Raw genomic sequence first — 13,199 nt, 5'->3', positions numbered from 1 at the left:
GGCGTGCCGGCCTCGAGCGCGGCCGACACGGCCTGCTTGATGCGTGGCGCGCTCGCGAGCGCCAGATAGTCGTTCGATACGAAATCGATGCCCGCGCGCGGCTTGAGACCGCGCAGCCGATCGTCCTTGCTCAGGGCGTGCAAGGCCGCGGCGTAATCAGCGGCCTTCGCCGCATGGATTGCGCTCATGCTTTACTCTCAGGATGGTGGTTGGTTCGCGCGGCGAATGACGCCGCGCGCGTGCCGGAGGTTGCGGTCAGGCGAGACTGGATGTGATGCCGAGCCGGTCGAGCAGATCGGCGTCGCGATCGCGCTGCGGGTTCTTGGTGGTCAGCAGCACGTCGCCGATGAAGATCGAGTTCGCGCCGGCGAGGAAACACATCGCCTGCAGCTCATCGGTCATGTATTGCCGACCGGCCGACAGCCGCACCACGCTGTTCGGCATCATGATCCGCGCCGTCGCAACGAGCCGCACCAGCGCGATCGGATCGGGCCGCTCGGCGGTGTCGTTGACCGGCACGCCCTTGACCTCGTTCCACAGATTGATCGGCACGCTCTCCGGATGGCTCGGGAGATTGGCAAGCAGCATCAGCATGCCGAGCCGGTCCTCGACCTGTTCACCCATGCCGATAATGCCGCCGCAGCAGACCTTGATGCCGGCATCGCGTACATGCGCGAGCGTATCGATGCGGTCCTGCAAGGTGCGGGTGGTGATGATCTTGTCGTAGAACTCCGGCGAGGTATCGACGTTGTGGTTGTAGAAATCGAGCCCGGCGTCGGAGAGGCGTTCGGCCTGGTCCGGCGTCAGCATGCCGAGCGTGACGCAGGTTTCCATGCCCAGCCCTTTCACCGCGCTGACCATGTCGCAGACCTGATCGAGATCGCGGTCCTTGGGACTGCGCCAGGCCGCGGCCATGCAGAAGCGGGTTGCGCCGGCGTCCTTGGCGCGCTGCGCGACCGCGATCACCTCGTCCCGCGGCATCAGACGGGTGGCCTTCAGGCCGGTGTCGTAATGCGCGCTCTGGGAGCAGTAGCCGCAGTCTTCCGGGCAGCCGCCGGTCTTGATGCTGAGCAGGCTCGCGGTTTCGACGTGGTTCGGATTGAAGTTGGCGCGATGGATGCCCTGCGCCTGGAACATCAGGTCCGCGAACGGCAGGTTGTAGAGCGCCTCGGCCTCGGCGCGCTCCCAGTTCTTGCGGAGCGGTGCGCTGCTGCGGCTGTCGGTCCGTTCGATCTCAACGACATCAACCATCGGGCTTGCCTTCTTACTTGTGTAAATCATAGATAATTCTGTATATTATCTATGATATTGGACTTAGAATGATGCTAGCTGAGCCCGATCATGAGCGCACCCGTTTTTGTGATAGATAATCTATGACCAGCGAGGGTGAGAACACGACGACTGCCGGGCGCATCGCCGAGGCGATCGGCGAGCGCATCATCAGCGGCGCATTGCCGCCGGATGCTCCGCTCCGGCAGGACCATGTCGCGCGGGAATTTCATTCCAGCCACGTCCCGGTGCGCGAGGCCTTCAGGCAATTGGAGGCGCAGCATCTGGTCGTTGCCGTACCCCGTCGCGGGGCGCGGGTTGCTCCGCTCGACACCAAGTCGGTGAAGGAGATCGCCGAGATGCGCGCCGCGCTGGAGGTGGTCGCGCTGCGCAACGCGGCGCCGAAATTCACGTCGGCCCATCTGGCACGGATCGAGGCCGCGCTGATCGAAGGCGACAACGCTGAGACGGTTCAGGAATTCGAACTGGCCAATCGCACCTTTCATCACGCGCTGGTGGCGCCTTGCGCGATGCCGCGTCTGCTCGCCAGCCTCGACGGCCTGCAACTTGCGAACTCACGACTGGTGTTCGCGATGGCGCGCAACGCCGGCTGGCGACCACGGCCGAGCCAGGATCATCGCGTGATCCTGCAGGCCCTGCGCGCGCGCAACATCGAGCAAGCCTGTAGCCTGCTCGCGCGGCATATTCAGACGATCGAGCGGCTTGCCTTGCCGGCGGCGTGATCGGGAGCTGCGATCCGCTAGGCGATCGCCACGATCTCCAGCTCCTGGGCGCCCGAGCCTGCGACGTCGCCCACGGCTTTCCCCATCAGCGACCTTGCCACCGGCGAGACGAAAGAGATCGAGCCGGCCTTTGGATCGGCCTCGTCCTCGCCGACAATGCGATAGGTCTGCACGCGGCCATCGGCGCGGCTGAACGTCACGGTGCTGCCGAAGGCAACGGTTTCGGCCGAGGCAGGGTCGGGCACGACCTGCGCGGTGCGGAGCCTTTCCGTCAGATAGCGTGTGTCGCGCAGCGGCACGGCCGACTGCCGTCGCCGTTCATTGACGTCGTCCAGCTGCTGCGCGGCCTCGTAGGCCTCGCGTGCCTCCAGGAGCTGGCGCTCCAGCGCCTTGCGTCCTGCTTCGGTCACCAGATTGGGATGCGGCGAAATCGGGCGGTCCGGCAACAGCGTTTCGGACGCGGTCTCGGCACTTTCTTCCTTGGTGAAGGCAACGCTCAATCCAGAACTCCATCGCTGAGGCGGGTAGTATAGCCCCGCCTCGCCCGCGCCGCTAATGCGCGATGGGATTAGGCTGGATCGTCATCGCAGATTAGCTCGTTGTTCACGCATGATCCTTCCGGATCATACGCTAGTGCGACGCCGGCTGGTCCGCCTTGCCCCGACGACCAAACCGGTTCTTTACACCCTCGCGCCAGCCCTGGAAGGTGACGAACAGCATCGGCACCAGGAAGATGCCGATCGAGCTCGCGGCCAGCATGCCGCCGAACACCGCGGTGCCGACCGCACGGCGGCTGATTTCCGCCGCGCCGGTCGCGACCACCAGCGGCACCAGGCCGAGGATGAAGGCGATCGAGGTCATCATGACCGCGCGGAAGCGCATCTGCGCGCCCATCGTCGCGGCCTCCGCAATCGGCTTGCCGGCCTCGCGCTGCTCCTTGGCGAATTCGACGATCAGAATGCCGTTCTTGGCGGCGAGCGCGATCAACACCACGAGACCGATCTGGCCGTAGAGATCGAGATTGAGGCCCGCGAGCTTGATGCCGAGATAGGAGCCCAGCACGCCGACCGTGACCGACAGCAGCACCGGAATCGGGATCGTCCAGCTCTCATACAGCGCCACCAGGAACAGATAGGCAAACAGCACCGCGAGCGCGAGGATAATGCCGGTCTGGCCGGAGGCCGCTTGCTCCTGATAGGCCGTGCCGGTCCATTCATAGGAATAGCCTGAAGGCAGCGTCGTCTTGGACAGGTCGGCCATCGTCGCAATCGCGGTGCCCGAGGACACGCCCGCCGCCGGGCTGCCGTTCACCGTGACCGAGCGATAATTGTTGTAGCGCGTGATCACCTGCGGGCCGGTGACGATCCGCAAGCTTGCGATCGAGCGGATCGGCACCATCTCGCCGCCGGTGTTGCGCACATAGATCTGCCAGATGTCGGGGATGTCGCCGCGGTCCGCCGCATCGCCCTGCACGTTGACCTGCCAGGTGCGGCCAAACAGGTTGAAATTGTTGACGTAGATGCCGCCGAGCGTGGCCTGCAGCGCGGTGAACACGTCGGCCATGTTGAGACCGAGCGCCTGCGCTTTCGCGCGGTCGATATCGAGATAGACCGACGGGTTCGTCGCGGTGAAGGTCGAGAACACCCTGGTCAGACTTGGATTGCGGTTCGCGGCGCCGATCAACCCACCCATCACGCTGCTGAGGGCAGCCGGATCCTGCCCTTCCAGCGCCTCGAGCTGATATTCGAAGCCGCCGGAGGTCGAGAGCCCGATGATCGGCGGCAGGTTGAACGGCAGCACCGAGGCTGAACGGATCTGCGATCCCGCGATGAAGGTTTGCCGGATCGCGGCCTGCACCGAGTCGGTGACAGCCTTGCGATCGGCGAACGGCTTCATGCGCGCCACCATGAATGTCGAATTGGGCTCGCTGGCGCCGTCGAGCAGCGAGAAGCCGATGATCGACAGCACGTGGTCGACCGCCGGATTCTTCTTCAGGATCGCTTCGACCTGCTTGGTCACCTCGCTGGTGCGCGCCACCGACGCGCCGTCGGGCAATTGCACCGCGATGAAGAAGGCGCCCTGGTCCTCCTCGGGCAGGAAGCCGGTCGGCGTGATCTTCGACACGCCGAACACCGCGCCGGCAAACACCAGCACCGCAACCAGCGACAACACCGCCACGCGGACCAGTCGCTGCACCACGCCGGCATAGCGGTCGCGCACCCAGTCGATGCCGCCGAGCACCCGTCCCATGATGCCGCGGCGCGGCCCGCCGTGACGCAGGAATACGGCGCACAACGCCGGCGACAGCGTCAGCGCATTCAGCGCCGAGATCACCATCGCGACGCTGATCGTCACCGCGAACTGGCGGAACAGGGTACCCGAGATGCCGGGAATGAACGCAATCGGCACGAACACCGAGAGCAGCACCAGCGAGATCGCGATGATCGGTGCCGTGATCTGCGCCATCGCCTTCTTGGTGGCGTCGGCCGGCGACAGCTCCGGCTCCTCCTCCATGACGCGTTCGACGTTCTCGACCACGACGATGGCGTCATCGACGACGATGCCGATCGCAAGCACCATCGCCAACAGCGAGACTGTGTTGGCGGAATAGCCGAGCGCCAGCAGCACCGCGAAGGCGCCGATCAGGCTGACCGGAACCGCGACCGCGGGAATCACCGTGGCGCGCAGATTGCCGAGGAACAGGAACACCACGATCACGACGAGCACGAAGGCTTCGCCGAGCGTCTTCATCACTTCCTTGATCGTATCGGAGACGAAGGTCGTGGAGTCGTACTGCACGAGGTAGGTCAGCCCCGGCGGGAACCGCTCCGACAACTTCGCGAGCGTGGCCTGCACGGCCTTGGCCGTGGTCACGGCATTGGCCCCGGGTGCGAGATAGATGCCCATCGGCACACCGGGATTGCCGTCGATCCGCGATTCCGAATCCATGTTCTGCGCGCCGATTTCGACGCGGGCGACATCCCTGATCCGCAGCACCGATCCGTCCGGATTGGCCCGCAGCACGATGTCGCCGAACTGCTTGGATGTCGTCAGGCGGCCCTGGGTCTGCACGTTGAACTGGAATTGCTGGTCGTTGCTGATCGGACGCGCGCCGATGCGGCCGACCGGCGCCTGCACGCTCTGGGCACGGATCGCGGCGATCACGTCCGACGGCGCCAGATTGAGGCTGGTCAGGCGCTGGGTGTCGAACCAGATCCGCATCGAATAGTTCAGCTTGGCGAACAGCGAGGCCTGTCCGACGCCGGGCGTGCGCGAGATCGCGTCCAGCACGTTGATGATGGCGTAATTGGTGATGAACAGCGGGTCCTGCTCGCCGTTCTTGCTGTAGAGCACGATGAACTGCAGCACGGCCGAGGATTTCTTCTGCACGGTCAGGCCCTGCGCCTGCACCTCGGTCGGCAATTGCGCCAGCGCGCTCTGCACGCGGTTGTTGACGTTGACGGTGTTGATGTCGGGGTCGGTGCCGAGCGCGAACGAGACCGTCAGCGTATAGCTGCCGTCATTGCCGCTGGTCGACTTCATGTAGAGCATCTTGTCGACGCCGACGACCTGCGCTTCCAGCGGCTGGGCGACGCTCGATTCGACGACTTCGGCCGAAGCACCGGGGAATACGGCCGAGACCGTGACCTGCGGCGGCACGATGTCCGGGAACTGGGCGACCGGGATTTGCATCAGCGCCAGCGCGCCCGCGATCGTGATCACGAACGCGATGACGATCGCAAGCCGCGGACGATCGACGAAGACAGCGGAAATCATGGGTTATTGCCCGTCGATTTCGGCGTGCTGCTGGCGCCGCCGTCCGCAGAAACCTTCATGCTCGACTGGATCAGCGCGCTGGCGGGTCCCGGCGCGACCACCTCGCCCGGCCTGACCTTCTGCAACCCCTCGACGATCACCTTGTCGCCAAGCGCGATGCCGCTCGTCACCGCGGCAATCGTCGAAGTCGATTGCCCAAGCTGGATCCGCTTTTGCTCGGCCTTGTTATCTGCGCCGACGACGTAGACATATTCGCCCTGCTGGTCCGACAGCACCGCCGAGCGCGGGATCGCCAGCACCTCGACCGGCTGCACGCCTTCCAGCAGCACGGTCACGAACTCATTGTCGGTCAGTTCGCGGACCGCGCCGCCGGCCGCGACGGACGTGTACGTCGACGGGTTGGGGATGGTGCCGCGCAAGGAGATGGTGTCCGTGTTCTGCGCGATGGTGTTGTTGACGAAGTTCAGCTCGCCGACCTTGTCGTAGAGCCGGCCGTCGGGCAGGCGCACCCGGATGACCACGGCCTTGAAGCCGCCGCGCGTCGCATAGCGTTCGCGCAGATCGAGCGCCTCGCGCACCGGCACCGGGAACGTGACGTACATCGGGTCCTGGCTGACGATGGTCGTCAGGATTCCCGAGCTTGGCGTCACGACGTTGCCCTCGGTGACTGCGGTGCGCCCGATCCTGCCGTCGATCGGCGAGTGGATCTGGGTGTAGTCGAGATTGATCTGGGACAGGTCGACCTGCGCCTGCGCGGCCTGCACCTGTGCCTCGAGGCTTTGCTGGTTGGCGACTGCGGCGTCGACGCTCGATTGCTGGCCGGCCGGTCCGCCGAGCAGCGATTTGGCGCGGTCGGTGGTCAGCTTGGCGTTGACCAGCGTCGCCTGCAACTGGGCGACTTGCGCCCTCTTCGAGGCTAGGTCGGCCTCGAACGGGCCGCGCTCGAGTTGATACAGCAGGTCGCCGGCCTTGACCTCGGAGCCCTCGACGAAGTTCCGCTTCTCTAGGAACGCGGTGACGCGCGCCACCACGTTGACGCGGTTGGGGGCCTCGATGCGTCCCAGGAATTCACTGGTTTCGGTGACCGGCCGCTTCACCGCCTCGAACACGCCCACGGCAGGAGGCCCGGGCGGTCCCGCCTGAGCATGGGCCGCCGAAATCCCGATAGCCGCCAATCCCGCCGATACCAGAAGCCCTGCCAATCCACCGAGCATTCGTTCCGTACCACTCATGCTGTCCAACCCTTCGGCTACCAACAAGCTCTACGAGACGGATATGACGTCGAGTTCCCTCAGACCGCAGAAGGTCAGGATGGGCAAGGTGCGTTACAGGAGATCATAACCCGCCCAATCCGACAATCCTGTAACGTAATCGCCCCGGCCCGACGCCAGCGATGGCTAATAGGTTTGAATAGCGACGTGACGCTGCAATGCCAGGGCGATTGCGTCTGCGCCGTCCGATGCGGGGCACGTCGCGGACGACGAGAGCTCCCATGAACGTGATGCGCGCAAGACCTCGGCATGATCGAAGTCAGGCGTGGGTGCCTGCAAGACGGTGCATGCTCGGCGAGGTATCGCCGCTTGGGTGGCGGCCGTCCCTCACAACACGATCGCGTTCTTCAAACGCGACGTCTCTAGGCCGGCGACGCCAGATGGCCGTACAGCCACGGCCTTGCGCGCTTGCCGCTGGCCTCGTGCACGCCGTCGAAGACGTCCATGTCGATCAGATGCGGATGGGCCGATGATGTATAGACGGCCTGCATTTCCGCGAACTTCTCATCCCGCCCGAGGTCGATCGCGTTTGCAGCATCGCGGCTGCCGATCTCGACGAACAGCGGACACGGACAGAGCAGATGCGCCAGCTCCGCGCCGGTGTATTTGGCGCGGCTGTTGGCGAAATGAATGTAGGCCGCAAGCTCGATGCCGGGGTTCTTGCTGATGGCGGACGACATCAGAAACTTCTTCTCGTCACGCATGTATCCGGAGGCGACGGTCGGCCGCATCCGCCCCGTCGCGGCTTCCAGGTGCAGCGGGAGAAACGCACCCGAAGACACCCCATAGACGCCGACGCGGTAAGTATTAGAGCAACGAGCCACTTCAAGTTGTATGCGAATTCGAGACGTGGACAGTGGCGGCGACCAAGCAAACGGCTTGGCTTGATAACAACGGAGGAAGTCATGAAGAAGTATATCGTCGCCGTCGCGCTCGCCTCGCTCGTCGCCTCGCCGGCCTTCGCCGGTGGCCCCTGTGGTGGTAGCGGCGCCCTGATCGGCTCCGTGATCGCCCCGATCACGACTGCGGTCTCCGCGCTCAACGTCAACGCGCTCAACAACGTCAACGTGCTCGGTGGCGGCGTGAACGTCCTGAACGGCAACAAGACCAACGTCTCGGCCATCCTGCCGATCAGCCTCAAGAACACCAACATCCTGTCTGGTGTCCTTGGCGGCGGCCGCTCGCACGGCTGCGGCTGCAACTAAGTGCGATTGTCGGGAGGGCACCGAGGTGTCCTCCCAACAGCTCTGGGCGAGAGCTCCCTGCGAGCCTCGCCATTCGACCAATTCACCCGCTCCCAACCATCCAGGTAACCTCCTTCGCAAACTCCGGATCGCGTCACGGCAGTTGTCGGGCGCTGAGGTTCCAGTCATCATTCCGCAGGCCTGATTGCCCTGCGAGACCGCGAATGGTTGCCAGTCCTGCCTATGCCGAATTCCTGCGCGAGCAGCTCGCGCCGCTCGGCCGCATCACGATGCGGCGCATGTTCGGCAAGACCGGCGTGTTCTGCGACGGCGTGATGCTCGGGATGGTCACCGACAATACATTCTACGTGCGGGTCGACGATCAGAACCGTGAGACCTTCAAGGAGGCGGCGACGAGCCCGCCGCTCAACTATGCCAAGCAGGGCGCGACCATCGATCTCGCATTCTGGCGGGTGCCGGAACGGCTGCTTGATGAGCCAGACGAACTCGTCGTCTGGGCGCAGGCTGCGCTGGCCGCCGCGCGCCGGGGCGCAGCCAAACGAGCGAGGCCCTTCGCGCCCGCACGAAAATCGCGAACGAGCCCGGCGAAACGCCGCAATTCCTCGTGATGCGCGCGGACGCGCACCGGGAAAGCCCGGACTCGTGGCTCGGGCTAAATTGCTCTACGCAATACTTTCGCGGTCAATGGGCTTATCTATTGGGCAGCAGTATTTCCTGGAATGGCTGATGGCGAACGACCTGCACGCGCATCTGATTGAACTGGCCTATGAGGCCGCTGTCGTCCCCGAGCTTTGGCCGAATGTGCTGCATCAGGTCGGCGCGATCGCGCGGGCGCGCGGTATCGTGCTGCTGACGGCAGCCCCGCACGACGTCCGCTGGGTCGCATCTCCCGACATGCACGACGACACGGTTGCCTATGTCGAAGGCGGCTGGCACGAGCGTAACGGGCGGTTGCCACGCCTGCTCGCGGCCAACCACGCCGGCTTCCTGCGTGACATCGACGTGTTCGATACGCCCGAGGAAGTGCAGCAGGATTTCCAGATCCGCGAGTTCTTCCGCCCGCGCGGGCTCGGATGGGGCGCCGGTACCGCGATCCCGGTGCCGAGCGGCGACGTGCTGATCTACAGCGTCGAGCGCGAATACCAGCACGGACCGATCGAGCGGGAAGCGATCGAGCAACTCGACGCGCTGCGCCCGCATCTGGCGCGGGCGGCGCTGCTGTCGGCGCGGCTCGGGATGGAGCGCGCCAGGGCGGCAACCGAGTCGCTGGGGATGCTTGGACTGCCCGCGGCGGTGCTGCGGCGCGGCGGCCGTCTGATGACGGCCAACACGCTGTTCGACCGCCTGGTGCCCGACGTGATGCAGGATCGCACCGATCGCCTGATGCTGGCGGCAGCTAGCGCTGACGCGTTGTTCGCGCAGGCAGTGGCGGCGCTCGATCAAGGGCTCATCGGCGTCGAGGTCAGCTCGGTCCCGATCGCGGCACAAGACGATCGCCCGCCGCTGATCGTGCACCTGGTCCCGATCCGGGGCGCCGCGCGCGAACTATTCGACCGCGCGCTGGCGATCGTGATCGTGACGCCAGTGGTGCCATCGGAGGTGCCGACCGCGGAAGTGCTGCAAGGCCTGTTCGACCTGACGCCGGCCGAGGCGCGCGTTGCGCGCGGCATCGGCGAAGGACGAACCGTCGAGGCCATCGCCGTCGCATTCGGCATCTCCCGCGAAACGGTGCGCAACCAGCTCAAGGCCGTGCTGGCGAAGACCGGGCTCGGCCGACAGGTGGAATTGGCCGGACTGCTCGCCGGCGCCAAGGTGCCGCCGGGTTCGTCTGCCGACTGAGACTCAAGCCACGTTCAGCTGAGCCTGGAAGAAACCGGCAACACGGTTAACTGCATCGGCCGTCATTGGACCATTGTCCGCGAAGTCGAAGCCGTGCGCCTTGCCCGGATATCGGACGATCTCCGCCGCGGCGCCGACCGACTTGCCGAGCCGGACCAGCGCCTCACCGCTGGCAAGCGGCACGTTGCGGTCGGCCTCGCCGTGCAGCTTGATCATCGGCGGCAGATGCTTGACCTGCGGCGCGATCTTGTCGGGCATACCGCCATACAGCACGGCGAGCGCAGACACCCGCTCGTCGCGGGCCGCCGCGACGTAGCCGCCAAGCGAAAAGCCGAGCAGTCCGATCCGGCCGGAACTGTCCGCGCCCGCCAGCACCGCCGACAGCACCGACGAGACCCGCGCGGCCCAGGCGTCGAAGCGCCCGGTCTCGTAGGCCTCGCGGGTTTCGCGCGTGGTCAGCGTCCTGAATGCCTGCTCGTCGGCCGGGGTGTAGTAGCGAACGAAATAAGCGTCGATGCCGTCTGCCGTCAGCGCTTTGGCATAGCGCTGATAGGCCTGCGGCCTGAGATCGAAGCCGCGCGAGCCGTGCAGGACAAGCACGGCCGGCCGCTTGCCGCGCTCCGAGGCAAACCGGCTGAACGTGACGCGGCCTTCGCCGGCATCGACGGTCAGCGTCTCGGCCGCAGCCGCAAGTGAAGACGCCGCCGCCAGCAGGGCAAAGCCGCCAAGCAGGCTCCTTCGGCTGATCGCTTGCATCGAAACCTCGATTTGGACTGCGCGGCCCTCGGCCCGGCCGCGCCGCTATATCATGCCGAACTGCACGCCCGATAGAGCGTGCAACCATCTGCCGGGCTACACCCCTCGGGGGCATCGCAAAGGATCGCATGTTCAAACGGCGCGGGTTGCGCTAGTGATACCTCCCCCTCCTCCCACCGTGCGCCCACCCCGGCGTACGTCCAGTCAATGAGTGTATCTGAATGGCCGAAGCCGACCTCGACGCCGTCATCCGGCAAACCGCAAGAGCGCAGACCAAGGCCGTGATGGCGGCTGCCAAGAAGCGCCAGGCCGTCTGGGTCGCGCGCGCCGCCAAGGCCAAGGACAAGGAGACCAAGGCGCGCTTCCGCTTCCTCGCCAAGAGCACGATCCTGAACGCGACCGCGACCGCCAAGCGATTGCAGAATTCCGCGGAGAACGCCGCCGACGCCTATGCCCGCGCCATGAAGAAGGCGATGGAAGAGCCGCCACCGGCCAAGAAGGCTGCGAAGAAGAAAGAGGACGCGTGAGCCTCTTCCGTTCCGATTGAATCGGAACGGGGCTCTCGATTCTTGTTTTGACGCATTTTCTTCACGCGAACCGGTATCCACTTCGCTCGAAAATGCATGAGGAGCGCGCATGTTCACCGTTCACCATCTCGGCAAGTCGCAATCGGAGCGGATCGTCTGGCTGTGCGAGGAGCTGGAGATCCCCTACGAGCTGAGGTGCACCACACGCGATCCGGTCACGATGCTGGCGCCGGCCGACTACAAGGCGCTGCATCCGATCGGCGCCGCGCCTGTCATCACCGACGGCGAACTGGTGCTGGCCGAATCCGGTGCGGTCGTCGAGTATATCGTCGCCAGGTATGGCAATGGACGGCTGACGCTGACATCGGACCATCCCGACTTCGCGCAGTTCCTGTACTGGTTTCACTTCGCCAACGGCACGCTGCAGGCGCAGATGGGCCGCAGCATGATCCTGAACCGGCTCAACCTCGCTGCTGACAATCCGATGCTGGTCGCGACCCGGGCGCGGGTCGACCGCTCGTTCGATCTGATCGAGGCACGGGTGCGCGACGCCAAATATCTCGCGGGCGAGGCGTTCACCACGGCCGATATCATGATCGGCTTCTCGCTGACGACGATGCGCTATTTCCTGTCCTACGACCTCGGCCGCTGCCCCAACATCAGGAATTATCTCGGCCGCATCGCCGCACGCCCGGCCTATCAGCGCGCGATGCAGAAGGGCGATCCCGGCATGGCGCTGCTGCTGACGTGAGATCGTGATGCCGCGTTATGTCGCCTTGCTGCGCGCGGTCAATGTCGGCGGTACCGGCAAGCTGCCGATGACCGAGTTGAAGGCGATGTGCGTCGACGAGGGATTTGCCGACGTGCAGACTTACATCGCCAGCGGCAATGTCGTGTTCTCCTCGAAGCTCGGCGCGCCTAAGGTCAAGGCCGCGCTGGAGAAGCGGCTGCACGCCTATGCCGGCAGGCCGGTCGGCGTCGCAGTGCGGAGCGCGGACGAGATCGCCGCGGTGCTGAAAGCCAATCCGTTTCCGAAAGCGCCGCCGAACACGACGGTCGCGATCTTCCTCGACGAGCCGCCGCCCAAGGACGCCCTGAAGGACATCAAGGGCCAGCAGGACGAGCAGATGCGGCTCGGCAAGCGCGAGATCTATGTCGCCTATGGCAGCGGCATGGGCCGCTCGAAGCTGAAGATCCCCGCCGCCGCCAACGGCACCGCGCGCAACATCAACACGATCGCGAAGCTCGCCGAGTTGGCGGCGGGTGAGGATTGAGCCCAGTCCGAGAACCCAACCCGTCATCCTGAGGTGCGAGCCACTTCGGCGAGCCTCGAAGGATGCACGGCCCGGCTGGTGGCCGATTCATCCTTCGAGGCTCGCTCCGCTCGCGCCTCAGGATGACGGGTTAGGTGCTTTGACTCGCGGATAGGAACAGCATTGCTAGCTCTCCCGCACCGCGAATCCTTCGGCGCCGAGCCTCGCCAACACCTCTTCCAGATGGGCGCGGTCGCGGGTTTCGATTACGAGCTCGAGCAGCGTTGCCTTTGCCGGCAGGTCGGAGAAGGTGCGCTGATGCGAGACCTCGATGATGTTGGCGCCGGCGTCCGCAAGCAGGATCGACACTGCCGCGAGTTGGCCGGGCCGGTCGACGATGTCGAGCGCCAGCTGGGTCAGCCGTCCCTCGCGCGCCAGCTCGCGGGTCAGCACCGAGGCGATCAGCCTGGTGTCGATATTGCCGCCGGTGAGCACGAGGCCGACATTGCGGCCGGCAAAGCGCTCCGGTGCCGCGAGCACCGCCGCGAGGCCGGCGGCG

14 protein-coding genes and 1 pseudogene are annotated in these 13,199 nt (G+C 65.3%); 7 read left to right on the top strand and 8 right to left on the bottom strand.

The window, feature by feature from the left end; translation table 11 throughout:
* Both H8B02_RS37610 and bioB read right to left on the bottom strand, forming a co-directional pair.
* Nucleotides 1-188, bottom strand: a pseudogene (locus H8B02_RS37610) (8-amino-7-oxononanoate synthase); the annotation flags it as partial.
* 67 nt (nt 189-255) lie between these two features.
* Nucleotides 256-1,251 (bottom strand): biotin synthase BioB, encoded by a 996-nt coding sequence (gene bioB, locus H8B02_RS37605; RefSeq protein WP_229170825.1) that lies wholly within the window; start codon nt 1,249-1,251, stop codon nt 256-258.
* Nucleotides 1,252-1,373: 122 nt separating this feature from the next.
* On the opposite strand from bioB, the gene H8B02_RS37600 reads away from it, so the two are divergent.
* On the top strand, nt 1,374-2,012 hold the full coding sequence (locus H8B02_RS37600; RefSeq protein ID WP_229170824.1) for a GntR family transcriptional regulator: 639 nt from the start codon (nt 1,374-1,376) through the stop codon (nt 2,010-2,012).
* Between the two features lie 17 nt (nt 2,013-2,029).
* On the opposite strand, the gene greA is transcribed toward H8B02_RS37600, so the two are convergent.
* The 4 genes from greA to H8B02_RS37580 form a co-directional block, all read right to left on the bottom strand.
* Entirely contained in the window at nt 2,030-2,512 is a 483-nt protein-coding gene (greA, locus tag H8B02_RS37595; protein WP_229170823.1) for a transcription elongation factor GreA, read from the bottom strand.
* Nucleotides 2,513-2,642: 130 nt separating this feature from the next.
* Nucleotides 2,643-5,789 carry an efflux RND transporter permease subunit gene (locus H8B02_RS37590; protein WP_229170822.1) on the bottom strand — a complete coding sequence of 1,049 codons (3,147 nt, stop codon included), beginning with the start codon at nt 5,787-5,789 and terminating at the stop codon, nt 2,643-2,645.
* A complete protein-coding gene (locus H8B02_RS37585) occupies nt 5,786-7,021 on the bottom strand; it encodes an efflux RND transporter periplasmic adaptor subunit (RefSeq protein WP_229170821.1) in 1,236 nt (411 codons plus the stop codon). The genes H8B02_RS37590 and H8B02_RS37585 overlap by 4 nt, the downstream gene beginning before the upstream one ends.
* A gap of 401 nt (nt 7,022-7,422) precedes the next feature.
* Complete coding sequence (locus H8B02_RS37580; protein WP_229170820.1) at nt 7,423-7,791, bottom strand: hypothetical protein; 369 nt, start codon at nt 7,789-7,791, stop codon at nt 7,423-7,425.
* Nucleotides 7,792-7,965: 174 nt separating this feature from the next.
* On the opposite strand from H8B02_RS37580, the gene H8B02_RS37575 reads away from it, so the two are divergent.
* The 3 genes from H8B02_RS37575 to H8B02_RS37565 all read left to right on the top strand — a co-directional run bounded on the left by H8B02_RS37575 (nt 7,966) and on the right by H8B02_RS37565 (nt 10,104).
* Nucleotides 7,966-8,265 carry a hypothetical protein gene (locus H8B02_RS37575; protein WP_229170819.1) on the top strand — a complete coding sequence of 100 codons (300 nt, stop codon included), beginning with the start codon at nt 7,966-7,968 and terminating at the stop codon, nt 8,263-8,265.
* A gap of 203 nt (nt 8,266-8,468) precedes the next feature.
* Nucleotides 8,469-8,873, top strand: coding sequence for a TfoX/Sxy family protein (locus tag H8B02_RS37570; RefSeq protein ID WP_229170818.1), 405 nt, complete (start codon nt 8,469-8,471; stop codon nt 8,871-8,873).
* Between the two features lie 118 nt (nt 8,874-8,991).
* On the top strand, nt 8,992-10,104 hold the full coding sequence (locus H8B02_RS37565; protein ID WP_229170817.1) for a helix-turn-helix transcriptional regulator: 1,113 nt from the start codon (nt 8,992-8,994) through the stop codon (nt 10,102-10,104).
* Nucleotides 10,105-10,107: 3 nt separating this feature from the next.
* On the opposite strand, the gene H8B02_RS37560 is transcribed toward H8B02_RS37565, so the two are convergent.
* A complete protein-coding gene (locus tag H8B02_RS37560; protein ID WP_229170816.1) occupies nt 10,108-10,860 on the bottom strand; it encodes a dienelactone hydrolase family protein in 753 nt (250 codons plus the stop codon).
* Nucleotides 10,861-11,081: 221 nt separating this feature from the next.
* Here H8B02_RS37560 and H8B02_RS37555 point away from each other — a divergent pair, with 221 nt between their 5' ends.
* The 3 genes from H8B02_RS37555 to H8B02_RS37545 all read left to right on the top strand — a co-directional run bounded on the left by H8B02_RS37555 (nt 11,082) and on the right by H8B02_RS37545 (nt 12,661).
* The gene (locus H8B02_RS37555; RefSeq protein ID WP_229170815.1) at nt 11,082-11,387 is read left to right on the top strand and encodes a hypothetical protein; all 306 of its coding nucleotides are present in this window, start codon (nt 11,082-11,084) and stop codon (nt 11,385-11,387) included.
* Between the two features lie 109 nt (nt 11,388-11,496).
* A complete protein-coding gene (locus tag H8B02_RS37550; RefSeq protein WP_229170814.1) occupies nt 11,497-12,138 on the top strand; it encodes a glutathione S-transferase family protein in 642 nt (213 codons plus the stop codon).
* A gap of 7 nt (nt 12,139-12,145) precedes the next feature.
* Nucleotides 12,146-12,661 (top strand): DUF1697 domain-containing protein, encoded by a 516-nt coding sequence (locus H8B02_RS37545; protein ID WP_229170813.1) that lies wholly within the window; start codon nt 12,146-12,148, stop codon nt 12,659-12,661.
* A gap of 165 nt (nt 12,662-12,826) precedes the next feature.
* Here H8B02_RS37545 and H8B02_RS37540 read toward each other — a convergent pair.
* A partial coding sequence (locus H8B02_RS37540; protein WP_229170812.1) for an ACT domain-containing protein occupies nt 12,827-13,199 on the bottom strand: 373 nt, incomplete at its 5' end.

Origin of the sequence: Bradyrhizobium altum (assembly GCF_020889705.1) — a bacterium.
Classification (GTDB): Bacteria; Pseudomonadota; Alphaproteobacteria; order Rhizobiales; family Xanthobacteraceae; genus Bradyrhizobium; species Bradyrhizobium altum.
This window is presented reverse-complemented; position numbering and strand designations above follow the sequence as displayed.